We start from the raw sequence: 25333 nt of genomic DNA, 5'->3' as shown, positions 1-25333 counted from the left end.
GATATATTCTAGAAGTTTATCTTTCTAATGTCAGATATACGTCTGACAGGATGACTGCGTGCGCTACGATCTGAACCTGCTGCCGATCTTCGTGGCGTTGATGGAGGAGCGCAGCGTCACGCGGGCCGCCGAGCGAATGGGCATGACACAGCCCGCCCTGTCTAATGCCCTATCGCGTCTACGACTGATGCTTCAGGACCAACTGTTCGTCCGCGAGCGCTACGGCATCCAGCCGACCCCGATCGCGCTTGAACTCTCACCGCTGATCGCCGAGGCACTCGCGCAGCTTGACGACGCGGTCCTCGGTCAGCAGGCCTTCGATCCCGCACAGGCCGAACGGCTCTTCACCATCGCGCCGAACGGCTATGTCGAGTTCGTCCTGGTCCCCGCTGTCGTGGCGCGCCTGGAGAAGGTCGCGCCCGGCATCAAGCTCCGCCTGACGCCCTACGGCAACGATCTTGTGGAAACAGGCGTCGTGTCGGGCACGACGGCGCTCGTGCTGGGCCGCATCGTCGATCCGCCCGACAACCTCGTCGTCCAGCACCTGATGGACGAAGGGCTCGCCTGCGCCGTCCGCGCCGACCATCCGGGCGTCGGCGATGCCATGACGCGCGAGCAGTTCGAGGCGATGAAGCACGTCAACATCGTGCCGCCCGGACGGATGCGCGCCGGGCTGTTCCAGGCGCTGGCGCAACAGCAGCTGAAGCGCGACGTCGCAATCTCCGTGACAAACTTCTTCGCGGTAGCCGAGATGGTGGCGGTGACCGACTATTGCGCCACCTTGCCCTCGCTCATCTGCAGGCGGCTGATGCACGACCCCCGGCTGAAGATCCTGCCGGCTCCGGTCGACCTTGGCAGCTTTCCCGTGGAAATGGCTTGGCACGTCCGCTATCGGCATGATCCCGCACACCGCTGGCTACGGGCGCTGATCGGCGCGGTCATCACTGACCTCACGGGGAAGACGGCAGCGGCAGCCACGCCGTCGCCAGCCTGAGGACGATGTCGAACCGCGACGTCGCTTGTGCGTATCCCGTAGGTAACAAAATTCGCTATATAGCCTCTGACGATAGGATTTATCATGCGCGCAATCGGCTACCAGCAGCCCGGAACGATCGATCGCACAGAAGCTCTCGTCGATATCGAACTTCCCGATCCCAACGCTACCGGCCGTGATCTCCTCGTCGAGGTCAAGGCTGTCTCGGTAAACCCGGTTGACACGAAGGTGCGCGCTGGCTCGGGTTCGATCCACGGTGATTGGCGCGTCCTGGGTTGGGATGCCGCCGGTGTCGTTCGCGCGGTTGGCCCTGAAGTGCGCGGCTTCGAACCGGGCGACGAGGTGTTCTACGCGGGTAGCATCGGCCGCGATGGGACCAACGCCGAGTTGCACTTGGTCGACGAGCGCATTGTCGGGAAGAAGCCGGCTAGCCTCGATTGGGCAGAGGCAGCGGCGTTGCCGCTGACGGCGATCACTGCGTGGGAGGCCCTCTTCGAGCGATTGTCCGTGCGTACTCCTGTAGCCGGTGCAGCACATGCGCTGTTGATTGTCGGGGGTGCCGGCGGGGTAGGCTCGATGGCAATCCAGCTTGCTCGCCAGGTACCCGAGCTGATCGTCATTGCGACAGCCTCGCGCCCTGAAACGCAGGCCTGGGTGGCCGAGCTCGGTGCGCACCATGTCATCGATCATCGCCAGCCGCTGGCTCGGCAAGTGGCGAATTTGGGCATTGGCGCGCCGGCTTTCGTCTTCTCGACCACGCACACCGACGAGCATATCGAGCAGATCGCCGAGATGATCGCCCCGCAGGGACGTTTTGCGCTCATCGACGACCCCAAGACGCTCGATGTCGTACCATTCAAACGCAAGTCGGTGTCGACCCACTGGGAGTTCATGTTCACCCGGTCCATGTTCGAGACCGCTGATATGGAAACGCAGGGTCAGATCCTGTCGACCATCGCCAGCCTCGTGGACGCCGGCGACGTGCGCACCACCCTCACCGAACGGTTCTCCCCCATCAACGCCGCGAACCTCAAGCGTGCGCACCAGGCGCTTGAGAGCACTACCGCACGCGGCAAGATCGTCATCGAGGGTTGGCAGTGATGCGGTTCACGCTCACCCGCAACGTCCGCCGTGCCCGCGGCCCCCGCCGCACCAACTGAAAAGGACCAAGCCTCGGCGTTATCGATGCCAGCCATGTGCGGTTGTGGGCGTCGCTTTCGCTGGGTCACTGATATCTACAATCATAAAAGACCGTGATGTTTTGAGATAGCAGACGCGGTCCTCGGGTGAAAACTCGGGACGTCTGCTAGCTCGGCCTCTCACCAATCGGTGCCAAGAGCGGGGAGTGCTTCGGCTAAGAAGTCAATCCACGCCCGCGTCTTGGCGGCGGGGCGCCGCGTCGGGTGTGTGATGGCATATGCCGCTCCCAGCATCATAGGCGGCTCGTCCAGCTCAAGCTCGCTCAATTGGCCGGCGCGAAGCGCCTCTGCCGCAATAAAGCGTGGCCCATAGACCAGCCCTTGGCCCGCGATGGCAGCGCGAACCAAGGCCTCGCCATTGTCGGAACACATCGATCCTGAGATCGGCACCTTGATCGTCCCGTCTTTGCCGAACGCCCACGATGTCGTTCCTGCAAGCGACGCGTTGGTGTGGCCCAGGCAATCGTGATCGCCGAGATCGGCCAGGCGGGTTGGCGTTCCCCGCCTCGCCAAATAAGAGGGTGCGGCACACAACACGACGCGCATCGCCACGAGCTTGCGGGCAACAAGCGCACTGTTGGCGAGGCGCCCGATCCGTACGGCGACATCCCAACGTTCTTCCAGCAGGTCGACGTAACGATCGTTGAAGCCCAGTTCGATCGTCACTTCGGGATGACGTGCGGAGAAAGCAGGGATGAGTGAGGCAAGGTGCAGAACGCCGAAGGTGGCGGGCGCACTGACGCGCAGCAGTCCCTGCGCGGTGATCGACCGCGACGATGCCTCCGCCTCGGCTTCTCCGATCTCCATCAGGATACGTTCGGCCTTTTCGAAATAGTCGGTGCCTGCCTCGGTCAGCGACAGCCGACGCGTCGAGCGCTGGATCAGCGTGGTGCCGAGCCGCGCTTCGAGGGCGTCTAGGTGCTTGGCCGCCATCGCCGGCGACATGTGCAGATCGCGTGCGGCAGCAGAGATGCCACCGAGCCTGATCGCCCGGACGAACACGTCCATACCCGTCAATCGATCAGCCATGATTTCCTACCCGTGGTTGAAGCTGATCCTTCTACGCGAACGATTATCATTGCGCGATATCGGGCACATATTCCGGTCAACAGATCGAACAATGATCCAGGCGGCTTCCGTGGCGCCTGCACCGGAGTGTATGACCATGAGCGTCCAGCCTACCTACTTCATCCCGCATGGCGGCGGCCCCTGCTTCTTCATGGACGATCCGCGCGGCGTGTGGAGCGGTATGGAAGCGTTCCTGCGCAGCCTGCCGAACTCGCTTGCCGAGAAGCCCAAGGCCATCCTCGTCGTCTCGGGACACTGGGAGACGGACGGCTTCGCCTTCACCGGCGCCGAACGGCCCGAGCTGATCTACGACTATTACAACTTCCCGCCCCATACCTATCAGCTGCGCTACGACGTGCCGGGCGCACCAGCGCTCGCCGCCCGTGCCGCGGCTCTGCTCAAGGATGCGGGCATCCCCTCGTCTGTCGACCCGAAGCGGGGCCTGGATCACGGCGTGTTCGTGCCCCTCAAGGTCGCCTTTCCGGATGCGGACATTCCGCTGATCGAGATGTCCGTCGAGCGCGGGCTGGACCCGGCCCTCCATGTCGCTGCGGGCCGCGCCCTTGCGCCGCTGCGTGAGGAAGGTGTGCTGATCCTAGGTTCGGGCATGAGCTTCCATAACATGCGCGCCTATGGCGATCCGCGCTCGACGCCCGGCTCGCAGGCGTTCGACCAGTGGCTGGCCGAAAGCATGGAGCTGGACGGCCCACAGCGGGCCGAGCGTCTTACGCAATGGGCCGATGCGCCCTCGGCGCGGTTCGCCCATCCCCCGGCCAAGGAGGAGCATCTGCTGCCCCTGATGGTCGCGGCCGGCGCGGCCGAAGGCGAAGGCGCCCGGGTCTATGCCGAGGAAGTGCTGTCGACCGCCATCTCCGGCTTCCGTTTCAACTGATCTCAACTCTCAACGCGTCATCGAAGGAGAATTGTCATGACCATCGCCGTCACCGGCGCGACCGGCCAGCTTGGCCGCCTCGTCATCGAAAGCCTGAAGCGCAAGTCGACCGGCGAGCCGATCGTGGCGCTGGTGCGCTCGCCCGAGAAGGCCAGCGATCTGGGCGTCGAGGCACGCGCGTTCGATTACGCGCAGCCCGAGACGCTTGCTCCGGCACTGGCCGGGGTCGACACGCTGCTCCTGATCTCGTCGAGCGAAGTCGGGCAGCGCGAGCCGCAGCACCGCAACGTCATTGAGGCCGCCAAGCAGGCGGGCATCAAGCGTATCGTCTACACCAGCCTGCTCCACACCGACCGCTCGCCGATCAGCCTAGGCGAGGAGCACCGTGCGACCGAAGCGATGCTGGCATCCTCCGGCATCCCGACGACCCTCCTGCGTAATGGCTGGTACACCGAGAACTACACGGGCTCGATCCCGGCGGCTCTGGAGAATGGCGCGTTCGTCGGCAGCGCTGGCGAGGGACGCCTGTCGCTCGCGACCCGTGCCGATTATGCCGAGGCCGCAGCCGTCGTGCTGACCAGCGAGGGCCATGAGGGCAAGACCTATGAGCTGGCTGGTGACGACGCGGTGACGCTTGCCGACCTTGCCGCCGAGATCTCGCGCCAGACGGGTCGCGACATCCCGTACCGCGACCTGCCGCAGGCCGACTACGCTGCGATCCTGAAGCAGGTCGGCCTGCCCGAGGGCTTCGCCGAAGGGCTCGCGGCGTGGGACGTCGATGCCTCGAACGGCGCGCTGTTCGATGACGGCCATCAGCTCTCGAAGCTGATCGGACGTCCGACGACGCCGCTGGCCGACGCCGTGCGGGCGCAACTCGCCGCGCAGGGCTGACGTTACGCAATCCTCCGACGGTTAAAAAGCCATCCCTGGAGATAGCGCATGAACATCGACCTTTCCGGCAAAACAGCGCTCGTGACCGGTTCGACCGCCGGTATCGGCTTCGCAATCGCGAAGGGGCTGGCGGCAGCCGGGGCGATCGTCGTCCTGAACGGGCGCGACGAGAGCCGCACCCAGGAGGCGGTGGCCAGGCTGAAGCGTGAGGTCGGGGATGCCGATGTGCGCGGTGTAGCCGGAGACGTTGGAACGGAAGCCGGATGCGATGCCATCGTATCCGCGCTTCCGGCGGTCGACATCCTGGTCAACAATGCCGGCATCTTCGGCCCGCAGGACTTTTTCGAGACGCCTGACGCGGAATGGGAACGCTTCTTCAAGGTCAATGTGCTGTCGGGCGTACGCCTGTCCCGGGCCTATCTGCCGCGGATGCGCGACAAGGGCTGGGGTCGCGTGCTGTTCCTGTCCTCGGAGTCGGGCCTGAACATCCCGGCGGACATGATCCACTACGGCGTGACCAAGACCGCCGACCTCGCCCTGTCGCGTGGCCTCGCCAAGCGCATGGCGGGTACGGGTGTAACGGTGAATGCTATCCTTCCCGGTCCGACGCTCTCGGAGGGCGTATCCGAGATGCTGGCGGATGCGGTCGCCTCGGGCAAATCGTTGGAAGAGGCCGGCGCCGATTTCGTCAAGGCACACCGATCGTCCTCGATCATCCAGCGCGCTGCCACGGTCGAGGAAGTCGCCAACCTGTGCGTGTACATCGCCTCTCCACAAGCGTCCGCGACCACCGGTGCGGCGCTACGCGTTGACGGCGGTGTGGTGGATACGATCGCCTGACTTTCAGTTTGTCCTATCCCGATTGGGAAGGGCGGCCAGCACTACCAATGCGCGAGTTGCACGACATACGGCAAGGCGGGTGCCGTTTCCCGAACTGCTTGTCGAGCGTGGCGAAACGGAAAGCCAGACCGCCAGAAAATCGACCGGGGCTGTTGAAAAATGCGCCGCTGGTGGCCGGTCCGGTTGAGGGCGAGATGACACCCCAAGGTTTCGGGATCCCGTCTCGCATGGGATCCCAATCGGAACGGGGGCCGCGGTAGCCAACGTCAGCTATGCGCCTTGCTTTACCCAAAAGCGGCCGGTCCGCTAACCACCAGAATTTCTAGGTTCCGTTACCGACCTCCCGCCAGGCTAATCCGGTTACCAAGATGGCGAAAGGCGCGATCACGACAGGTAAGCAGGATGACCTGCATTCGCGTTGCTGCCTCCGTCAGAATCTCGGTCATAAGATCGAGGCGGGTATCGTCCGAATAGACCAGCGGGTCGTCCAGGATCAGCGAGACCGGCATGCCCTGCTCGAGGAGCATGTCGGCAAAGGCAAGCCGCGTGAGGACTGCCAGCTGTTCCTGCGTGCCCCTGGAGAGATCGCCGCAACCCTCGGCTAATCCGCCCCGCGCAATCGACGCCAGGCCAAGGTCGTCGCCAAAGCCGGGGTCCGCGCCCGGCAGCAGCCGTTCGATGTGCCGGCGCGCACGCCGCGCCACAGGCCCGACGAACGTCCGTGACGTCTCGGCGCGTGCGCTCTCCAAAGTGTCGCGAAGCAACTTCAGCGTTTCGGCTTCCTGCGTCACACGTGCCAGATTGGCAGCTGCGGCATCAGCCTCCTCACGCGCAACTGCGGCGCGGTCGGCCAGCCCCTTGCCGCCTTCCGCCTCGATCCGCGCCTCGAGCCCGGCAATCACCTTTTCCAGGTCGGTACGCTGGGCCCGGGCCACCTCGACCCGCTTGTCCAGCAGTCCGATCTGCCGTTCGATCGTCACAACGTCATGCGCAGTCGCCGCGCGTTCGGCATCCTGCAGGTTGACGAGCGCTGCCGCCTCCTGCTGGCGCGCATCGCGCAAAGCGTCGTCAAGCGAGGCCACCTCGGACTTGGCTTCCAGGGTGGCAAGCTGGGCCGCGACATTCAGCGCATCCCGCTCGGCGCCAGCTTCCTGAACCATCAATGGAGCATTGCGCGCCTCCACCTCGCGCAACTGCTCGGATGCCACCGCATCGACACCTTCAGCCTTTGCCAGCGCTATATCCGCCTCACGTGACGCGATCGTCAGCGCCTCGACGTCTGGTTCTTCGCCACTCCCCTCCCCTTCCGCGCCTTCCCGCAATCCGGCGATGAAAAGTTTCAGGGCCGAAGCACCCGCCTCGACGTCGAGCAGCGTCACGGCAGGCGTGATCCCGGCGATCCGCGCTTCAAGCGTGCGAAGGTTGGCGACCGCGTCTCGTGCCGCCTCGTTACGATCACGAGCCGCAGCGACACTCTCCACCCCGTGCTCAGCCAAGGCTGAGTTCAGATCATCGGTCGCATTGGCGAGTGCCGTCTCGGCGCCTTGCAGCCCGACCGGCGGACGGATGATCAGTTCGGCATCGCCCAGTCTGATGCGCGTCTCGCGAGACAGCATGCGGTCTCCACGCTCCGCCGCAGCTCCGTCGATCGTCAGACCGCTGACATCACCGGCGAACTCTATCCGCGTCGCACCGGCATCCATAGCCGCCCGCGCCTTGTCCACGGCACGTTCACGTTCTTCGAGGGCCTTGATGACGGTGGCAGGGATCGTCGCAGTCGCGAGCTGTCGCGTCGCTTCGTATTCGGCCTCCAGCCCAACCAACTCGGTATAACGCCGTCGTGCCTCGCCGATTGCCCCCCGGCGCTCGCGCTCCGCAGCCCGAATCCGAGCAGCATCAAGTGCCGCGTGAGCGGTCCGCCGAGTGTCACGAGCACGGGTTAGCAGCTCACGGGCTATCCTCGCTCTTTCCTGTGCGGCCGCCAGCTCCCCGACCAAGCCGGATCGACTATCCCGTGCCTTGCTGAGCGCCGTAGCCGTGTCGCTGACAGCTTTGCGGGCGGTTGCGAGGCGCGATGCGAGATCCTCAAGGGCCCTGACGCGTTCGACAAGGCGGCCGTGCTCTGCGCGGCGTGTGTCGAGCAGCTGAGCGGCAGAGCGCGCCACATCGAGCTGGCCTACCAGCGTCCGACGCTGCTCAGCATCGGTGGTATCGGCAAGATCGCGGTCTAGCACCTTTAGCCGCGCTCGCGCAGCCTCGAGATCGGAGAAGCCTTGTTCCAAGGCGGCAAGCCGAGTGGCCGCCTCGCTCGCGGCGCGTTGTGCTGCCTCATGCTCGTCGCGTGCCGCGGTCTGGCGACCGGTCGGCCGACCGCTGTTGGTCCAGTATTCCGCGAACTGGCTGTCGATGCGGGGACGAACACGCTGGTAGGCGGCACCGCCCATGATCGTGCCGACCTCAGCTTCCAGCGTAGCGCGAACGCTGTCGCGCACGATCTCACCCGGCGCCGTCACTTCAAGCGCCTGTGCCTGCCCGACCCACAGCAGGCCGAGTGCGCCGTGGGCGGCCGCGTCGCCGCCCTGGCTGGTGTCGCGACGCGCACCGAGCAGTGCTTGCAGCTGCGCCTCGGCATCCTCGCCCTGCGCACGCCCGTTCGGTCCCCGAACCTCAACCGAAGCACTTTTCAGGAAGCGCTTGCTGACTTCCCACGCCTCACCTTTCGCCTCGAAGCCGATCTCGATCTGCGGAGCGACGGCCTCACCGTAAGGCGCATAGCTACGCGCAAGCCGGTTGGCGGTGTTGTGCCGGATGAAGAAGGCGGCGCGCATCGCTTCCAGCAGCGTCGACTTACCAGTTTCGTTGGGCTCGATGATGACGTTGAGCCCGTTGGTCAGCCCGTCGAGCACGAAGGGGTCGCGGTATTTGCGGAAGTTTGAAAGCGCAACGCGCCGGATTCGAAGGCTCATGCCGCGTCCTGCCCACGCTGATGTTCCACAAACAGGCGCTCAAGCGCGCGCCTGGCAATGGCGCCGTCGCTGCCACCGGCCTCTATCATGCTCATCAGCTTGCCCGCGGCCGTACCTATCATTCCCTCGACCCGCAGGTCTGCCAAATCCTGTTCGCTCGGCCGACCGACGAGATCGTCGGCGGTAACCACCAGATGGCGCAGGCGATGGCGCAGGTCATTGTCGAGACGCGCAAGGATCGCGATACGATCGGACAAACTGACGATACCCGAGAGCGAGAGCTGCAGGAGGGTTGCCGATGGTTCGACCTGCGCAAGCAGCCGGTCGCACTCGGCGGCAAAGCCCTCCGCGTCGGCCACCGTCCACGAGCGCATCAGCCACTGGAACCTGCCAGTACGGATTGGCGATACCGACGGCTCCGCCCCTGCCTCAAGCGTCACGAGCAGAGCGTAGCCCGGCTCATCCCGCTGGAAGCGGTCGGTTTCTGGCGTTCCTGAGTACCAGGTGCGCGCATCGACCCTGAGGCTCCCGTGCCAGTCGCCGAGCGCAAGATAGTCGAGGTTGGAGCGCTGCGCGCGATCAGGTGCGATCTGGTTCTGCGCCTCGCCGCGCGACGAGAAGTCGCGGATCGAGCCGTGAGCGAGACCGATGCGCGAGCGCGCGCCTGGCGTCTCCATCGTGTCGAACAGCGCGGTTGGATCGTCGAGATTGTGCCGGTGGGTTAGCGGTGCCGGCAGCAGCCACTGCCCGGGCTCCAACTCGCATGGCACCGGCTCGGCGAGGACGCGGACATTGGCGGCGCCCTTGGCGCGGACACGGTCCCACAAGCCGCTATTGCGGGCGAAGTCGTGGTTGCCGGGCAGCAGCCACCAGGTACAGGCATAGCGCTGCATTCGCGATACCGCCTGCACGATCACACGGTCTTCTGGTCCTTCGGTATCGAACACATCGCCGGCGACCAGTACGTGCCTGACCTCATGCTCCGCTGCCGCCTTGCCGATCGCGTCAATCGCATCGAATCGGGCTTCGCTGAGGGCAGCGCGCACATCGCTGTCGAAGCGGCCGTATGGCTTGCCGAGTTGCCAGTCTGCTGTGTGGATCAGGCGTAGCATCGAAACCTTCTGGCGGTGTGGGCCATGGCAGTCGAGCCGAGCCCCCTACCCGCTCCCCTAACCCTTGACCGTACGAAGTCAGCGGATCGCGACAACCTTGACCTCGACGGCGTCGGCGACCTTCTTCCAATTCTGGTCGCTGGTCCATGCGGGCAGACCGTCGCGCCGTGCGAGTGCCAGGCAGAAACGGTCACCGAGACTGAGCCCCGCCTCGGCTGTGGCCGCCCGCAACCGCCCAGCGATCTGCGCGAGCGCCTTGTCGGCCGGCACGACCGTCAGCGGCAATGGATCAAGCATCGCATCGACTTCGCGCTCGGGCATGCCGGCATGGACGAAGTGGCTGACGACCTCGGCATAGTTGACGCTGCTCACTCGCGCGCCACCGATTTCCGCCGCAACTTTTGCCGCGCCGCGCTCGCCCTTGAGCATCGCGATGATCGCAGACGCGTCAAGCACCACGCTCATTCGCCGCTCTCTTCCCGACGTCGGGCGAGAAAAGCGTCAACAGAAGCGTCAGGGTTACCGCCGGTGTACTGCTTGGCCAGGGCTTGGGCACGTGCCACTGCCTGACTTGCTGTTCGCAAGACCACACCATCTTCGGTTTCGTCGAGGTAGACCGCACCACCGCCACTCAGACCGAGGCGCTTCCGGACGTCCGCTGGCAGACTCATGCGCCCGTTAGGGGTAATATTAATTTGCAAGGTCATGTTAGCACGTCAGCCCCGATGCACCACTTCGATGCAATATAGCTAAAACGTCCGCCTACGACAACAATGTCGCTCTTGCGCCTATCTTCCACTCCAATGTCATGCTTGTCCTTACGTGTCACACCGCTACGATCCTGCCAGATGCGCTTTTTAGGAGGTGCGTTTTGGGTATACCCGTATAGCACTACCGGGTCTCAGTACACTTTCCGTGTGCTACAGGTTCAAAGGTACCACTCTCAATTTTGGTGCGTTTTGCATGCGATGAGCTAGCTATAAAAGACCATACGCACCGATCCATAGATCCGAAGCGCCCGATCATCGTCGACCCGTAAGACGGGATCGATTTCTTTCTCGCCAGTAGCCCGCGGTGTGTCACGTGGCACACCGTTGGTCGCGGAAGCCGAACCTCGCGCCGCGATCCACGCGGTAGCGGCGTCGATGCGTTTCAAGGCGGGCGCTGGGGCTACCGCACCGAACGGCCACGGTGCCGGCGGGCCCGTGTTCCTCGCGAAGGGCACACCATCGGACTACCTGTGGATCCCGGACATTTGAAAGTTTGGCCGCTCCCCGGATGGATGGGGCGAGACGTACGTGTCGCGCCGCTGGTCGTCGGTGTGAACACGCTCGCGGCATCAAGCACCAACTCTCCGGTCGAAAGCCCACAACCTGCATGACACGGCGTTGAACGTCATGTACCCCGTCATCATGGGTATGCTCCAACAACCATGTTCGCGCCATCTGGCGATATGGTTCGCGGTGCTCGCGATCGCAGCAAGACTCGTCGTCCCGAGCGGCTTCATGCCGCAGAGGGCGGGCAACCACGTGGTCATGGCGGTTTGCACGAGCTCTGGTCCGCTGGTGACCCTCGTTCAGGTTCCGGGTGCGTCGACGGACACGCGCGACGGCTCCGAATCCATCCGCCCTGCGTCACCGTGCTCGGTCTCCGCCACGGACACCTCGATCTGCTCGGCGGTCGATCCGGTCCTACTGACTGCCGCCCTCGCTTTCATCATCAAGACGTCGATCTTCCACGCCGTACGAAGCACTGTGCCGGCTCCTCCACGTCTTCGTCCTCCACTACGGGGACCACCCTCGACCCGCTAGGCATCGGTCAGGCGGCATCCTCTGCGTCCGCCGCCTCCAACCATAATTCCATGACCGATGGAAGATTCGAAAGGTCGCATGACGCCTCCGGTCCGCGGATGGCGCGCGACCAGACTCGACCTAAGCGAGGAACATACCTTCATGCTCAGCCAACGTCACAGCGAGACAACGCTCGCAGCCATCAGCACCAAACGCTTCCTGCTCCTGGCAGGGCTTGTATCGATCCTGATCAGCGTCGCCACTTGGACGTTGGATCTCACACAGGCGACCTACGCCTGTCCGTTCTGTCGAGTCCAACGTTCGGCGATCGGTATCCTGGGGATACTGATTCTGCTTCTCCCGTACGGCAATCGGTTCTTCCTCCGGTATGCCGCAGTCGCTGTTGCCACGCTCGGGTTGGGCGTCGGCATGATGCAGAACTTCAATGGCGGCTGGCTCGCGATGTTCAAAGGGACGTTCAAGCTTCATGATCCGATCTGGTTCGACTCGACGATCCTCTCGTCGTGCGCCATCGTGATCATGTCCTTTCAGCTCGGGATCATCTTCGAGGTCTCGGCGAGGCAGACGCTTCGGACGGAGAGGGCCTGATCATGCTGAAGTCGACGGTGGCATGCATCGCATGGCTCTTGATGGTCGCGCCCGCGGCGGCCGAGCCGACGCAGATCGTCGTGCGGGTAATCAGCCAGGACGGGAAGTTCGTCGGCGATCACACGGGAGGAGCATCCATCACGCTGCGCGAGGTGAAATCGGGCAGGGTGCTCGCACGCGGCGTCACAAGGGGCGGGACGGGCGACACGGAGCGGATCATGGAGGCGTCTCGACGCAGCCCTTCGATCGCGCTTGCCGATGCCGCATCCTACAAGGTCACTCTCGATCTCGGCGAGCCGACGCTCGTTGACCTTGAGGTGGAGGGCCCCATAGGTCGTCCTCGATCCAGGATCAGCGTGAGATCGCAGCGCTGGATCGTCCCAGGCGTGCCGGTGACGGCAGGCAATGGCTGGCTTGTCGAGCTTCCGGGGCTCGCGATCACGCCCACCATATCGACGCAGGGCCGATCGGTTTTGATCACGGCCAAGGTCGAGCTGATGTGCGGCTGCCCGATAACTCCCGATGGACCTTGGCCATCCGCCGATTACGCCGTCACTGCGAGCATCTGGAGCGGGCGCCACGAACTGGCGAGCGCGCCGCTTGCGTTCACCGCGGCGCCTGGGACGTTCAGTGGGCGCATCGCCCTACCGCGAGCCGGGAAGGCGAAGATCTACGTCAACGCCGTGAACGGCCGAACGGGCAACTCGGGACTGGCGACCGTCAGGTTGCCGTGAGCCAAGGCGCTGCGCGTGGGAAACCGAAGCGCGCAGCGCCTCCGTCGATTGACGAGCTATTGATGAGGATCCGCCATGTCCAAACCTCAATTGCGGATCGGCAGGGGAAATATGCAAATCCGCTAAAGAATAGTTCCACTGGCATGAGCCGGATCGAACGCCATCGCATGTATGAGAGGACCTGTGGCTTCTGATGATGCAGCGCAGGTAAGACCTGCATCATCGCATTAGATGCACCTTTCTTCGACGAACACGCTCCCGCACCCTGCGCAAGTCCCAGGTTCAGGTTATAATCGGCGAGACTTCCGCAGGCACGTCGTCCGAGTCGGTATCCACATGCTTCAGGTGAACGGTCTGCGTGGCGTAGGCTATCGGAACCTTAGCCTTCTCCAAGCTGGCATGGATCTTCAAGAGCAAATCCTGTCGGATGATCAAGCTCTCGTCGAAGTCCTGCGCCCTGATGTAGGAGAAGATTTCTATGTCTACGGAGCTCAGATTGATGTCCTTCAGGCGCGCCCGCGCGCCCGGCTTGATGATATGTTCGTTCGCCTCCAGGATTTCCGTCATCATGTGGAGGGTCGCGGGCAGCTTGTCGGACCTGATCCCGTGCTCCAACCTGATGATCGGATTGAATAGGAAGGAGTCCCGTCGAGCGAAGTTTTCAATCTGTCGCGCCGAGAAATCTCCGTTTGGAATGGTCACCACGGTCCGCTCCAAGGTGCGGATGCGAGTGGAACGTATGCCGACGTCCTCCACCGTGCCTACCACGTCACCGACCTTGCAGAAGTCGCCGACCTGCACGGGTTTGTCTGCGATCAACGTCACGCTTCCGACCAGGTTCTCGACCGTCTTCTGCGCCCCGAGAGCCAAGGCGATGCCGCCGATGCCCAATGCGGCGACCCCCGTCGTGACGTCGATCCCGAACGTGTCGAGGACGGCCACGACCGCGATGAACAGCAGGACGAGCTTCGCAGCGCGACGGACGAGACTGATCACGGACACCGCTTGCCGTCGTTCCAGTCCCTTGAGCCGATTGATGCTGAGCTGTGCCACCGCATCGATCATGCGGGCGAAGAACCACGCCAGCGCGATCCAGGCGAAAACACCCAGGTACCGCAGCAGGATTTGACGTGCGATGATGGAGACCGGCAGCGATCCCGCCCATAGCTGGAACAGCAGGGTCGCCCCGAACAGGCTTACCGGCGGCATCGCCGCCTGAGCCACACGATAGGTCCTGCTCCTTTCGTGATCGTGGATCGTGCGCCTCATCACGAAGAGGATCCCGGCGCTGACCACGTAGAAGCCAAGGAAGACGAGCGACGCGAGGCCGAGCAGGGTCGACCAGTCCCCGACCGCCGCGCCCCCGATTTCGATCGGTTGCCCGCCTTTGCCGGTGTTCCTATGCTCGTGCAGCCGCCGTGCGGCGATGCTGGTCTTCAGCGCCACACGCCAGACGTTGCCGGCCGTTGCCGTTCCGCCACGGGTAAGGAGTATGGGTACGTCACCCGTTCTCGAGAGGCTTCCTACCCGTTCGATGTTGGACCCGAGACCGTCCTCCAGATTTCCCTGCGGGTCGTTGGACAGCGAAACGAACGGATCGATCGCACCGCTCTGATCCAATACGGACTGAAGCTCCTCCGTCAGACGGCGAACGTCCGCCTTGGCTTCGAAGTAGCGGCCGGCCCGGCTGTAATCGCGCTCGGCCATTGCGGAAAGAAGACCCGAGACGGTGCCTCGCGGCGTGTCGCGGCCATAGATGTCGGTCGGGGGCTTTGTGGACGACGCGGACGCGCCGGCTTTCGGGGCGGCCTGCGACTGTGCCCGACCCGGCACGGCGCCCGCGAGGAGCACCATGCCGATCAAGTGTAGGCGTGATGTACGAAGCATCGATGGCCTCATGCGCCTGCGATGAAGTTCTCGACCGCGATCTGGGCGAGGTCGTCAGTCATCTGGGTGCGCGGATGCTTGCAGAAATAGGCGGATGCGGGGTCGATCACGCCGGCGATGCCGCGGTCCTTGGCGATCGCGGCGCAACGGATCATGTCGATCGCGACACCGGCGCTGTTGGGCGAATCCTCGACCGACAGGCGCAGTTCCAGGTTCATCGGCACGCCGCCGAACAGCTGGCCTTCCATGCGCAGGAAGCATACCTTGTTGTCGTTCTGCCACGGCACGTAGTCCGACGGCCCGATATGGACGTTGTCGTCGTCGAGCCGCTCGGCCGCGACCGACTGGACCGCCTCGGTCTTCGAGATCTTCTTGGATTCGAGGCGGCGGTGGTTCGACATGTTGAGGAAGTCGGTGTTGCCGCCGGTGTTGAGCTGATACGTCCGGTCGAGCTTGACGCCGCGCTTGGCGAACAGGTCGGTGAGCACGCGGTGGACGATCGTCGCACCCAGCTGTGCCTTGATGTCGTCGCCGATGATCGCGACGCCGGCATCCTCGAAGCGCTTCGCCCATTCGGGGTTGGAGGCGATGAAGACCGGAATGTTGTTGACGAAGGCGACGCCGGCTTCCAGCGCGCATTCGGCGTAGAATTCGGTCGCCTCCTGGCTGCCGACCGGCAGGTAGTTCATCAGCACGTCGGTGCCCGAACGCTTCAGTTCGGCGACGACCTCTTCCTTGGTCGGCTGCGTGTCGTTGGCGACCACGAAGGTGCGATCGTCCTTATATTGGCTCATATGGTCGGCGACGCCGTCCAGCACCGCGCCCATCTTCACCACCGTGCCGGTCGACGGGATGGTGGCGGCGAACACCGCGGTGCAATTGGGCTTGGCGAAGATCGCCTCGGCGACGTCCTTGCCGACCTTGCGCGTATCCACGTCCCAGGCGGCGACGACCTTGATGTCGGAGGGTTCATAGCCGCCGACTTCCCAGTGCATCAGGCCGGCCGCGTCGTTGGTGCCTCCGCGATAATGCTCCAGCCCCTGGACGAGCGAGCTCGCGCAGTTGCCGATGCCGACGATGGCGATGTTGATGAGTTTCACGAATTTACTCCGGTATGCAGCCGTTGCTCGGCTTTATCGATGGTGAGCATCCATGCGTGACGCCTGCGCAGACATCGCTCTGATCATGCCCAGGACACCGCCTGGATTGGCGGCGCCATTGATCACGTCGGCTTGAATGCTGCTTGCAAGCGACGGCTCTTCGTCGCCTTGCTTTTCAGTGGTTGAAGAGGCCGTCGATCACGCCCCCTCGTCGACTTCGCTCATGGCGGCCAGCGCCGCGAATGCCGGGCGTGCTCTTCGGTCTGGTTTCAGGCCCCCGGGCAGGGAAGCGGGCGCTGCTGGGATGCGGGCTGTCCCGCGGACCATCAATGCCAGCGTAGGCGGATTTCGCGCGATGACCTTGTCGAGTCTGCTCGGGTCAAACCAGACGCCTCGGCATCGGGGGCGATAGTAGAGCTCGCCCCCTCGGCGGTCGGCGATCAGCAGTCCGAGCTGACATCCGGGAGCCAGCATAACGCCGTCACGGCGCTGCGATGACGATGGGATGTCGTTCATGGCCTGCCCTTGAGGTTCGCCCGAGAGGCTCAAGGATGGATGCCCTGTTCGGCGCAATCGCGTCCCGAGACCTCAGTCTGGATCGTGCTGTGTCCGATCTCGTATCGGTCTCGCAGAAGCGCTTGAACGGCCGAGCGCGTCCCATCGACGTCGGCACCGCGATCGAGTACGAGGTGGACCGTACAGTTCACCTCGTCGTTGCTCATCGACCAGACATGCAGGTCATGAAGGTCGGCGACGCCGCGCACGCCGGCGATGGCGGTGCGAACCTCGCTGAGCTTGAGGCCGCCCGGAACGCCTTCTAGTAGGACGTTGCTGGTGTCGCGCAGCAGGATCCACGTACGCGGCAGGACCCACAGGCCGATGCCGACCGCTACGATTGGGTCGACCCAGGTCCAACCCGTGAAGCGGATGGTGAGAGCGCCGGCGATGACGCCGACGGAGCCAATCATGTCGGCCCAGACCTCCAGATAGGCGCCCTTGACGTTGAAGCTGCCTTCCTTACCCGCCATCAGCAACCGCATCGACACGATGTTCACGACGAGGCCGATCGTCGCGACGATCAGCATGCCCCAGGATTGAACCTCCTGTGGGGTGCTGAAGCGCTTGATCGCCTCGACGAAGACGTAGATCGCTACGCCGAACAGCAGCACGGCATTGAAGGCCGCAGCGAGGATTTCGAAACGACGATACCCGAACGTCCGCTTGTCGTCGGCCGGCTTCTGGCCCAGCTTGATAGCCAGCAGCGCGATCACCAGCGCCATCACGTCGGTCATCATGTGAGCGGCGTCCGAGAGGAGCGCCAGGCTGTTGAAGACGAAGCCGCCGATCACCTCCGCGATGAAGTAGGTGAAGGTCAGCGCGAGCGCCCAGCTCAGCATCTTGGCGTTGGCGCCGGCCGCATGGTTGTGACCGCCCGCGCCATGGCTGTGATCGTGCCCTGCGCCAGCATCGTGCGCTCCGGCGCCGTGGTCGTGACCGGCGCTCACTTGCCGGCCTCCCGCTTCGCGAGCCAGATGCGCATCCGCGAGATCTCAGCCCGCTGCGCCATGACCACCTCCCGTGCGAGCTTCCGCACTTCGGGATCGCGGCCGTATCTCAGCTCGACCTCCGCCATCGCGATCGCGCCCTCGTGGTGCGGGATCATCGCACGCATGAAGTCGACATCGGCATCCCCGGTGAACCGGATGTCCATGACGCCGTGCATCTTGGCGTTGGCTGCGCGATACGCCCGCGTCGCGGGAGAACCTGTCGGTGCGGCCGGTCGCAGGTGCCGTCCGTGCGGCATGGTCTGTGCGACCGGTTGCGCGCTCACCGACGCGGTCGCGGCGACGGCCGCGACCGCCAGCATTTTCTTCATCGTGGGCATGTCGTCTCTCCTTTCGGATGGGTGGGCGCAGGGCGCCGATTGGGATCGAGGCGGTTCATCCGGCGATCTCCTCGAGCGCGAGCAGCGCGAGGAAGCCGATGAAGAAGAAGGCGCTGATGAGTGGGCTGTCCGGCTTCTCGTGCGCCTCGACCAGCAGCTCCTCGGTAACCAGATAGAGGAGCGCCATGAGGCCGAAGCTCAGAAAGCCGGCGATCACCACGGGTGACAGTGTGGCCACCGGCAGCGCGGCCAGCGATCCGATCGGAAGCAGAAGGGCGAGGCCTGCGACCGTCAGGACGACCCGCAGCCTGGAGCGCATGGTCTCACCGAGTTCCGTCGTGAGCGTCACGCCGAGGAACAGCACCTCGAGCGTCAGCGCGACCGTCAGCAGGATGCCCGCCTTGGCGCCGGCGACGAATGCCAGTCCCAACACGAGGCCATCGATGAGCAGGTCGATCCCGATCGCGCCCAGCAGCGCGGCGGGACCTTCGAAGCGTTCCTCGAAGCCCTTGAGCGCGAGCATGACCGCCACACCGGCGGCCCCGCCGATCAACGTCGCGGTCGGGCTCGCCTCGTGCTTGACCTGCGGAAGGATCTCTGTCGCCGCCGCGGCGAACACGACGCCGGCCGCGAGATGCTGCATGGCGCTGGTAAAGGCGGCACCGGGACGTCGCACGACCGCGGCAATTGCGCCCAGAATGACCGCGATGGTCGGGATGATGGTGTAGCTCAGTGCCAGCATGGCAGTACTCCCAAACGCGAATGTCCGCGCGATCGGCTTCGCCCGGTCGGTCGGGACAGCCTTCCATCACCAATCGTCCGAAGTCGGATCGTGCTCCGACCGCCGCGGCGCTTCGGCGTCTTCGCAGCGTATCGTCGCTCCCTCGATGCGGTCGATGCCGGTCGGTATGCCGACCTTCGGATCCTCACGATCATGCGATCGGCCCTGGTTGTGAGGACCAGTGCCACTTCCCTCCGCGGCGCCTCCATGTCGCGAATCCGATGCGATGGAACATTCCGATCCATCGGATCAGCACGAGCACATGCGGGGTGGAGATCAGACTGTAGGTTCTGCCAAGGCGCGTCGTGCGTACAAGCAGGTTGGCGGCCAGGAGCCACAGGCCGGCCGGAAGAAGAGCGGCGAAAAGCTGAAGCGTCTTCATCGGGTGGTCAGGCAACGCTTCTGCCCTGTGATGGTCCGCAGGACAGGCAGGGCGATCGCACGGCCACGCAAGGCGCCCGCCGAAGAACGGATCCGGGTGCGATCCGAGCAGGCCTGGACCCGAATGGATCGACGCGCGCGAAGATTACTGAGGGCCATCAGTGCCCCCCCTCGATGGATCGAACGTTGCGACCCTCCAGGCGTACCAGATGAAGGCGGCAACGATCACGGCGTTGCTGGTGGGCTCGATGAGGTCGGCCACCTGCCGATACCGGGTGCCCAATCGGAAGCCGGCCACCACCAGGACGCTCGTCCAGATTGCGGATCCTGCGAACGTCGCAACGAGAAACGGTACGAGCGGCATTCCGCTGACGCCGGCCGGCACGGATATCAGCGTGCGGATGCCCGGGATCATGCGTCCGAACAGCACCGCCCAGCGCCCGCGCCGATCGAACCAGCGGTCGACCCGATCGATCTCGCTTGGGGTCAGTGTCAGCCAGCGGCCGTGCGAGGCGGCGAAGCGCTTCAGGCGATCGACGCCGACCCAGCGACCGGCATAGTACCACAGGAGCGCACCGACACCCGATCCGAGCGTGCCGGCGACGATGACGGCTGGCACGCCGATTTCACCTCGCGTGGCGACATAGCCGCAGAGCGGCAGGATCACCTCCGACGGGATCGGCGGAAAGACGTTCTCCAAAAGCATCAGCAGAAAAACGCCGAAACCTTTGAAGGAGGAAAGTACATCCAGTATGATGTCGAACATTGTGATTTCAGATCCCCGAGCGTCGCGGGCGCAGCCGAAGACGATGCTCGAGCAACATCCCCAGGCTGCTGCACGCAACTGCCTTTTCAGACGTGGGCGTTCTCACGGCTTCCACCGTCATCCTGCCCTACCGGTCGGATCGCGGTAGGCTAGCAGCCTCAAGGCGTTGACGACGACCAGCAAGGTCGATCCCTCGTGCACCGCTACCGCGGGTCCGATCCCGAGCCCCAGGATGGTCGCCGGTACGAGGAAGCCGACGACGCCGAGGCTGACGAAGACGTTCTGGCGAATGATCCCACGGGTGTGACGGCTGAGACCCACCGCGAACGGCAAATGGGCCAGATCGTCGGCCATCAGCGCCACGTCCGCGGTTTCCAGAGCCACGTCCGACCCGGCCGCGCCCATCGCGATCCCGACGGTCGCACTCGCCATGGCAGGTGCATCGTTGACTCCATCGCCGACCATCGCGACCTTGTCCTCGCCTGCCAGCTTCTTGATTGCGGCCACCTTGTCCTCGGGCATCAGATCGCCCCAGGCTTCATCGATCCCGACGTCCCGGGCGATCGCCTCGGCGACCTTCTGATGGTCGCCGGAGATCATGATCATCCGTGACACACCCATGTCGTGCAGACGGCGCAACGCGGTCCTCGCGGCCTCGCGCGGCGTGTCCATGAGACCGATGGCGCCGAGATCCCGGTCGCCCTTGCGCACGACCATCGTGGTCCGGCCGCTCTCGCGCAGCGCGGCGACGGCACTCGTTGCCCCTTGACCCAATACCGGAATGCCTTCCTTGCCGAACATCTCGGCCTTCCCGATCCATACCGTCTCGTCTCCGACGGTTGCGGTGACGCCGCGGCCGGTGAGGCTCTTGAGGTCTCCGGCTTCGGGTAGTCCGCGTGCGCCGAGTCGTTCACGGCCGTCCTTGACGATCGCCTGCGCAAGCGGGTGGTCGCTGAGCGCCTCGACCGCGACGGCGAGTGCCAGCAGCTCGTTCTCGTCGGCAGCATCGACCACCACGACATCGGTGATGCGTGGCCGTCCTTCGGTCAGCGTGCCAGTCTTGTCGAAGGCGATCGCCTTTAAAGATCCGAGATTTTCCAGCGGCGCGCCGCCCTTGACCAGGACACCGCCTCGCGCCGCTCGCGCGACGCCGGAAAGCACTGCACTCGGCGTCGCGATCGCCAGCGCGCAGGGGCTTGCCGCCACCAGCACAGCCATCGCCCGGTAGAAGCTGTCGCGGAAGGGCTCGTCGACGACGACCCAGGCGAACAGGAGTAGAAGGGCGAGCACGAGGACGGCAGGCACGAACACCCGCTCGAAGCGATCGGTGAACCGCTGCGTCGGCGATTTCTGCGTTTCCGCCTCGCTGACCATCTTCACGACCTTGGCGAGTGCGCTCTCGTTTGAGCGACGCGTCACCTCGATCTCGATCGCGCTCCCGCCGTTGATCGTACCGGCGAACACCCGGCTTTCCGGACCCACCGCGTCCGGCTTGGCACGAGCGATCGCGGCATCGGCGACGGGGATCTTGTCGACCGGGATGCTCTCGCCGGTGACGGGAGCCTGGTCGATCGCGCTGGAGCCCTTGATGATGAAGCCGTCTGCAGGCAGGCGTTCGTTCGGCCTAACGATCGCGACATCGCCGATCACCAGCTGTTCGACGGGTATCTCGCTTTTCTGGCCGTCCCGCCGAACGGTCGCGATCTCCGGCGCGAGCTTGGCCAGCGCCTCGATGGCCTTCTTGGCGCGACCCATCGCATAATGCTCGAGCGCGTGACCGAGACTGAAGAGGAAGAGCAGCAGCGCGCCTTCCGCCCAGGCGCCAAGGGCTGCGGCACCGGCTGCGGCGACCAGCATCAGAGTGTCGATCTCGAACCTGCGGAGTCGCAGGTTGTCGATCGCCTCGCGCAGCGTGAAGAAGCCGCCGAAGAGATAGGCCGCGACGAAGCAGGCGGTCGGCAGCCATTGCGCCGCGTCAGGCATCAGCTTCTCGACGCCGTACCCTATCCCCAGCAGCGCACCGCAGGCGAGAGCGAAGATCAACTCGGTGTTGGGCCCTAGGAACTCGGCGTGCGAATGGTCGTGGCCGTCGCCTGGGCCATGCTGCTCCTCCTTCGTCCGGGCGCCCTTCCCATGATCGTGTCCGGCATGATCGTCGGCTGCGATCCGTTCGCCGAGACCCACCTTGAGCTTGCGAAGCGTCGCACGGATCTCGTCCTCGCCGGTCCGCTGCCGATCGTATTCGACGCGGATCGTTCCGCTGGTGGTCGCGCTCGCCTGGACAACGCCGGGCATCGCGCAGAGCGTGTCGCCGATCGTGCGTGCCCGACGTTCGTGCGTGATCCCCGTAACCTCCCAAACGGAATGGCCGTAGCGTTCGGTGATTTCGGCGCCTGCCGCACGTACCATCTCGCGCAGCCGCGGCAGCGGCAGCTTGGCGGCGTCGAAATGGATGCACAGTGCCGCAGGGGCGTCACCGTCGACAGCGATGACGTGGGCCTTCTCGACGCCGTCGCGCGTCGCCAGGGTGGAGACGAGGCGCTCCAGGCAGGCGTCGGCGGCATCGGGCAGGTCGGGCAGCAGCACCGGAATGTCGAGTTCGAGCTTGTCGTTCATGACGGCCTCCCAACTGTGATCTTCGATCGTATGCGGGCATCGCGTCGCATCTCGCGTGCGGCGGCGAGGAAGACGACGCTCGCGGCGAGGTGCCGAGAACACGAAACCAGCCGCAGCTTCAGCCCGCTTCTGGTGATGATGATCGTGCCGAGGATCACCGCGGACGCCGACAACGAAGTGCGTGCAAGAGGGCGCATCGCTCAGTTCTCCCCCTTGGTGCGGTGGCAGACGCGCACCTTGCCGTCGGAGCGGGTGAAGGCGATCGATCCACCCGCGATCACCGCCCTCGTGCTGCCGTTGCGGAACTCGTCACCGGTGCCCCGCGCGCGCAGGATCTCCGTCCTGCCGCGCGGCAGCCAGGTGACCGCCATACGCAGACCATCGCGGAGGTAGTCGACGTCGGCGCGCGATCCGTCGTCGCAGTAGACGACACGTTGCCCAACCAAGTCCGGCATCGTCTCCGCGTTGTGAAGAACGCCTTCCGTGTCGTCTGGCGCTGGCCCGCAAGCCGTGAGGCCCAGTGCGGCGAGCGCGAGCAGGGAGAGCCTGCCACGAGGCACAGCCGTCCGTTTAGCTCGCTCGCTGCTCACCACAGGACTCCATGCACCGGTTTGAGCGGTGCTGGCGCCTCGAGGCCGGCGGACTCGAGCAGATCGATCTCGATCGTGCGGCACATGGCGGTGAGCGGCACATCGTGGACGGTGTTGGCGAAGGGATCGGTGAGATCTTCGCCGATGCTCAGCACGGCGAGGAAGACGAGGCCGATCAACGTCGAGCCTATCGGCGTCCAGAGCCCGAGCGATTCGACCAGCGCGATGGGCAAGAGTAGGCAGAACAGGCGGGTGAACAGGTTCGGGAAGAAACGGAAGCCATTCGGCAGCGGGGTGTTCTTGATCCGCTCCATACCGCCTTGGGCGTTGGCGATGTCGACCAGCACGCGCTCGACCATCGCCTGCTGAATGGTGTCGATCCTGCGGTTCGCGAGGGCACTGGCGAACAGCAGAGAGATGCTGTTCAGGATCGCATTGGCCGGGTTCGTCTTCTTAACGACCATTTCGGCAAGCGTTTCGCCCGCGATCCGCCTGATCTCGTCGTAGGCGGGTTCGCGGCGGAGTTGGCATCGTATCGCATGGGCGAAGGCGATCTGCCGACGGACCACATCCTGGTGGAGACCCTCCGCATCGTCCTTCCCTTCCGAAAGGCTCCGCGCGACGCGCGACAAAGATCGCGACGCGTTGATGAGCGCGCCCCATAAAGTCCGCGCCTCCCACCAGCGCGCATATGCGGCGTTGGTCCGAAAGCCCATGAACAGCGCGATCGCGGTGCCGAACAACGCAGTCGGAAGCGGCGGCTCCTTGATCGGCGTCATGAAGTGGAAGGCGGTGACCGCAACGTCCCATACGAAGAGGATCGTCAGCGGCTTCCATACCTCAAACATGATCTGCCGAAATCGTGGCGTGGCGCCCACAATCATAAATGTTCATTGCTCCAGCATGCTTCGGCATCAGCCGAGCGGCATGTTCATGATGTCTTTGTATGCGGACAGAAGCTTGTTGCGGACCTGAAGCGTCGCTTCGAACGCGACACTTGCACGGTTCTGGATCAGCGCGACGGTCGCGATGTCGTTCGTCTCGCCGCGCTCGTAGGCCTCGGTAGCGACGTCTTCCCGCTGCTGCGTCTCGTTGACCTTCGCTACGACGCCATCGAGCGTCTGTGCGAAACTGGACGAGGGGGTGCCCGGCGCCGCGCCGGGCGCGACGTTCGGCTGCGCTTCGCGAAGCGCTCGACTGCGCGCGATCACGTCTGCGCGGATCGCCATGACGTTCGAGATGGTCGGATCGGACATCGTCACGCCCTCCGCTGACGTCTGCGCGGACGTGTTCCGGCCGAACCGCACCGTTGATACGATCGGGTCACTTGCTGCCCTCCTGGACGCAGGTCCGGGTTCGGCTCGTGCCCTCGACGATCGTCAGCTGCGTTCCGGAGAATGTCGCCGTGATGCCGTCGCCGACATATTGCAGCCTCTGCGTGGGCGCGCTGAGGATCCGGGGAGGAGCATCGTTCCCGTCGCGCAGGTCGAGCCGCAGTCCATCGTCCTTGTAGTCGATCAGCAGCCTGCTTCCGTCGTCGCAGCGATAGCGGTGACGGCCGAGTTGCCCGCTCGACACCCCGCTGTCGGCGGAATGAACCTCCTGCTGGGTGGGCGGGTCGCTGGGCGCGGGCTTCGAGCAGCCGGTCAGGACCACGAAGCCGACCATCGCGACGATCTTGATGCCAATCATCGTACCTTCCTCCGATAGTGCTGCGCTATGCGGCGCCGGTCGGCTCCGCGGACCGCCTGTCCGGCGCGCCAGTGAAGGTAGGCCGCAAGTCGGTCGTCGGCCTCGATCATCAGTACGCGCAGACGACGCAGAACCATCGCGGCGATCGGGAGCGAGAGCAGGCCCCGGAGGGCGCAGCTGTGCGACACCGTGGTGCCGCCGTCGTCGCCCTGGAGTTCGAAGCGCTCCTCGATCATGAACACGTGAGGAATGCCGCACGACCAGGCGAAAGCCCGGGGCTTGTCCAGGTGGTCGACCTCGGCGGGTGAACGGACGGAGCGTGACCAGCCCGGAAAGGCGAACGTGCACTGGGTTTCGCCAACCTGGCTGGCATCGTCGAGCTGGATCATCGGCCTCCAGGCTTGACGGTGCTCGGGCTCTATCAGCGCGGACCAGATCCGCAGCGGCGGGCCATGGAAAACTCGGGAAATCGTGATCTCCGGCATGGGTATCCCCATCATCGATATGGGAGGGCGGCACGACGGTGCCGCCCTCCTCGTT

General features: G+C 64.6%; 25 protein-coding genes. 7 read left to right on the top strand and 18 right to left on the bottom strand.

Annotated features, from left to right (window positions below; translation table 11 throughout):
• Nucleotides 1-58: 58 nt before the first annotated feature.
• Together SSA01S_RS11460 and SSA01S_RS11455 are read left to right on the top strand one after the other, a co-directional pair.
• Nucleotides 59-994: a LysR family transcriptional regulator gene (locus tag SSA01S_RS11460; RefSeq protein WP_043061434.1), complete on the top strand. Its 936-nt coding sequence runs from the start codon at nucleotides 59-61 to the stop codon at nucleotides 992-994.
• Nucleotides 995-1078: 84 nt separating this feature from the next.
• Nucleotides 1079-2095, top strand: a complete 1017-nt coding sequence (locus SSA01S_RS11455; RefSeq protein WP_043061433.1) for a zinc-binding alcohol dehydrogenase family protein — start codon at nucleotides 1079-1081, stop codon at nucleotides 2093-2095.
• A 218-nt stretch (nucleotides 2096-2313) separates the two neighbouring features.
• Here SSA01S_RS11455 and SSA01S_RS11450 read toward each other — a convergent pair whose 3' ends face one another.
• The gene (locus SSA01S_RS11450; RefSeq protein ID WP_043061432.1) at nucleotides 2314-3222 is read right to left on the bottom strand and encodes a LysR family transcriptional regulator; all 909 of its coding nucleotides are present in this window, start codon (nucleotides 3220-3222) and stop codon (nucleotides 2314-2316) included.
• A 130-nt stretch (nucleotides 3223-3352) separates the two neighbouring features.
• On the opposite strand from SSA01S_RS11450, the gene SSA01S_RS11445 reads away from it, so the two are divergent.
• From SSA01S_RS11445 to SSA01S_RS11435, 3 genes are read left to right on the top strand one after another with little or no spacing between them, the layout of a single operon-like run.
• Nucleotides 3353-4153 carry a DODA-type extradiol aromatic ring-opening family dioxygenase gene (locus tag SSA01S_RS11445; protein ID WP_174521625.1) on the top strand — a complete coding sequence of 267 codons (801 nt, stop codon included), beginning with the start codon at nucleotides 3353-3355 and terminating at the stop codon, nucleotides 4151-4153.
• A gap of 36 nt (nucleotides 4154-4189) precedes the next feature.
• Complete coding sequence (locus tag SSA01S_RS11440) at nucleotides 4190-5044, top strand: SDR family oxidoreductase (RefSeq protein WP_043061431.1); 855 nt, start codon at nucleotides 4190-4192, stop codon at nucleotides 5042-5044.
• Between the two features lie 48 nt (nucleotides 5045-5092).
• Complete coding sequence (locus SSA01S_RS11435; RefSeq protein ID WP_061780454.1) at nucleotides 5093-5884, top strand: SDR family NAD(P)-dependent oxidoreductase; 792 nt, start codon at nucleotides 5093-5095, stop codon at nucleotides 5882-5884.
• 332 nt (nucleotides 5885-6216) lie between these two features.
• Here SSA01S_RS11435 and SSA01S_RS11430 read toward each other — a convergent pair whose 3' ends face one another.
• The 4 genes from SSA01S_RS11430 to SSA01S_RS19160 all read right to left on the bottom strand — a co-directional run bounded on the left by SSA01S_RS11430 (nucleotide 6217) and on the right by SSA01S_RS19160 (nucleotide 10669).
• Complete coding sequence (locus tag SSA01S_RS11430) at nucleotides 6217-8850, bottom strand: AAA family ATPase (RefSeq protein WP_061780453.1); 2634 nt, start codon at nucleotides 8848-8850, stop codon at nucleotides 6217-6219.
• Entirely contained in the window at nucleotides 8847-9962 is a 1116-nt protein-coding gene (locus SSA01S_RS11425) for a metallophosphoesterase family protein (protein ID WP_043061447.1), read from the bottom strand. Before SSA01S_RS11425 ends, SSA01S_RS11430 begins: the two co-directional genes overlap by 4 nt.
• A 78-nt stretch (nucleotides 9963-10040) precedes the next feature.
• Nucleotides 10041-10427 (bottom strand): type II toxin-antitoxin system VapC family toxin, encoded by a 387-nt coding sequence (locus SSA01S_RS11420; protein ID WP_043061448.1) that lies wholly within the window; start codon nucleotides 10425-10427, stop codon nucleotides 10041-10043.
• Entirely contained in the window at nucleotides 10424-10669 is a 246-nt protein-coding gene (locus SSA01S_RS19160; RefSeq protein ID WP_022676113.1) for an AbrB/MazE/SpoVT family DNA-binding domain-containing protein, read from the bottom strand. Before SSA01S_RS19160 ends, SSA01S_RS11420 begins: the two co-directional genes overlap by 4 nt.
• A 1245-nt stretch (nucleotides 10670-11914) precedes the next feature.
• Between SSA01S_RS19160 and SSA01S_RS11415 the strand changes: the two genes are divergently transcribed.
• Both SSA01S_RS11415 and SSA01S_RS11410 read left to right on the top strand, forming a co-directional pair.
• Nucleotides 11915-12361, top strand: a complete 447-nt coding sequence (locus SSA01S_RS11415) for a disulfide bond formation protein B (RefSeq protein WP_156477765.1) — start codon at nucleotides 11915-11917, stop codon at nucleotides 12359-12361.
• Between the two features lie 2 nt (nucleotides 12362-12363).
• The gene (locus SSA01S_RS11410) at nucleotides 12364-13095 is read left to right on the top strand and encodes a hypothetical protein (RefSeq protein WP_043061449.1); all 732 of its coding nucleotides are present in this window, start codon (nucleotides 12364-12366) and stop codon (nucleotides 13093-13095) included.
• Nucleotides 13096-13377: 282 nt separating this feature from the next.
• Here SSA01S_RS11410 and SSA01S_RS11405 read toward each other — a convergent pair whose 3' ends face one another.
• From SSA01S_RS11405 to SSA01S_RS11345, 13 genes are all read right to left on the bottom strand, one after another.
• Nucleotides 13378-14949, bottom strand: coding sequence for a mechanosensitive ion channel family protein (locus SSA01S_RS11405; RefSeq protein WP_052814284.1), 1572 nt, complete (start codon nucleotides 14947-14949; stop codon nucleotides 13378-13380).
• A gap of 41 nt (nucleotides 14950-14990) precedes the next feature.
• Complete coding sequence (locus SSA01S_RS11400) at nucleotides 14991-16082, bottom strand: inositol-3-phosphate synthase (protein WP_043061451.1); 1092 nt, start codon at nucleotides 16080-16082, stop codon at nucleotides 14991-14993.
• A 198-nt stretch (nucleotides 16083-16280) separates the two neighbouring features.
• The gene (locus tag SSA01S_RS20225; RefSeq protein ID WP_367890210.1) at nucleotides 16281-16556 is read right to left on the bottom strand and encodes a TFIIB-type zinc ribbon-containing protein; all 276 of its coding nucleotides are present in this window, start codon (nucleotides 16554-16556) and stop codon (nucleotides 16281-16283) included.
• A 71-nt stretch (nucleotides 16557-16627) separates the two neighbouring features.
• Nucleotides 16628-17587 (bottom strand): cation diffusion facilitator family transporter, encoded by a 960-nt coding sequence (locus SSA01S_RS11395; protein ID WP_043061452.1) that lies wholly within the window; start codon nucleotides 17585-17587, stop codon nucleotides 16628-16630.
• A complete protein-coding gene (gene copM / locus SSA01S_RS11390) occupies nucleotides 17584-17967 on the bottom strand; it encodes a CopM family metallochaperone (RefSeq protein ID WP_052814285.1) in 384 nt (127 codons plus the stop codon). Before copM ends, SSA01S_RS11395 begins: the two co-directional genes overlap by 4 nt.
• A gap of 55 nt (nucleotides 17968-18022) precedes the next feature.
• The gene (locus tag SSA01S_RS11385) at nucleotides 18023-18709 is read right to left on the bottom strand and encodes a ZIP family metal transporter (protein ID WP_043061453.1); all 687 of its coding nucleotides are present in this window, start codon (nucleotides 18707-18709) and stop codon (nucleotides 18023-18025) included.
• A gap of 565 nt (nucleotides 18710-19274) precedes the next feature.
• Nucleotides 19275-19895: a DedA family protein gene (locus SSA01S_RS11375; protein WP_043061455.1), complete on the bottom strand. Its 621-nt coding sequence runs from the start codon at nucleotides 19893-19895 to the stop codon at nucleotides 19275-19277.
• Between the two features lie 117 nt (nucleotides 19896-20012).
• Complete coding sequence (locus SSA01S_RS11370) at nucleotides 20013-22511, bottom strand: heavy metal translocating P-type ATPase (protein WP_061780452.1); 2499 nt, start codon at nucleotides 22509-22511, stop codon at nucleotides 20013-20015.
• 200 nt (nucleotides 22512-22711) lie between these two features.
• Complete coding sequence (locus SSA01S_RS11365; protein ID WP_244885667.1) at nucleotides 22712-22882, bottom strand: hypothetical protein; 171 nt, start codon at nucleotides 22880-22882, stop codon at nucleotides 22712-22714.
• 215 nt (nucleotides 22883-23097) lie between these two features.
• Entirely contained in the window at nucleotides 23098-23985 is an 888-nt protein-coding gene (locus tag SSA01S_RS11360; protein WP_043061457.1) for a bestrophin family protein, read from the bottom strand.
• Between the two features lie 30 nt (nucleotides 23986-24015).
• Complete coding sequence (gene fliE, locus SSA01S_RS11355; RefSeq protein ID WP_043061491.1) at nucleotides 24016-24357, bottom strand: flagellar hook-basal body complex protein FliE; 342 nt, start codon at nucleotides 24355-24357, stop codon at nucleotides 24016-24018.
• Between the two features lie 67 nt (nucleotides 24358-24424).
• Nucleotides 24425-24793, bottom strand: coding sequence for a hypothetical protein (locus tag SSA01S_RS11350; RefSeq protein ID WP_043061458.1), 369 nt, complete (start codon nucleotides 24791-24793; stop codon nucleotides 24425-24427).
• Nucleotides 24790-25278, bottom strand: a complete 489-nt coding sequence (locus SSA01S_RS11345; RefSeq protein WP_043061492.1) for an SRPBCC family protein — start codon at nucleotides 25276-25278, stop codon at nucleotides 24790-24792. The genes SSA01S_RS11350 and SSA01S_RS11345 overlap by 4 nt, the downstream gene beginning before the upstream one ends.
• Nucleotides 25279-25333 lie beyond the last annotated feature (55 nt).

The organism is Sphingomonas sanguinis NBRC 13937 (genome assembly GCF_001591005.1).
GTDB lineage: Bacteria > Pseudomonadota > Alphaproteobacteria > Sphingomonadales > Sphingomonadaceae > Sphingomonas > Sphingomonas sanguinis.
Note: the sequence above shows the minus strand (reverse complement) of the source record. Positions and strands in the feature narration are given on the sequence as shown.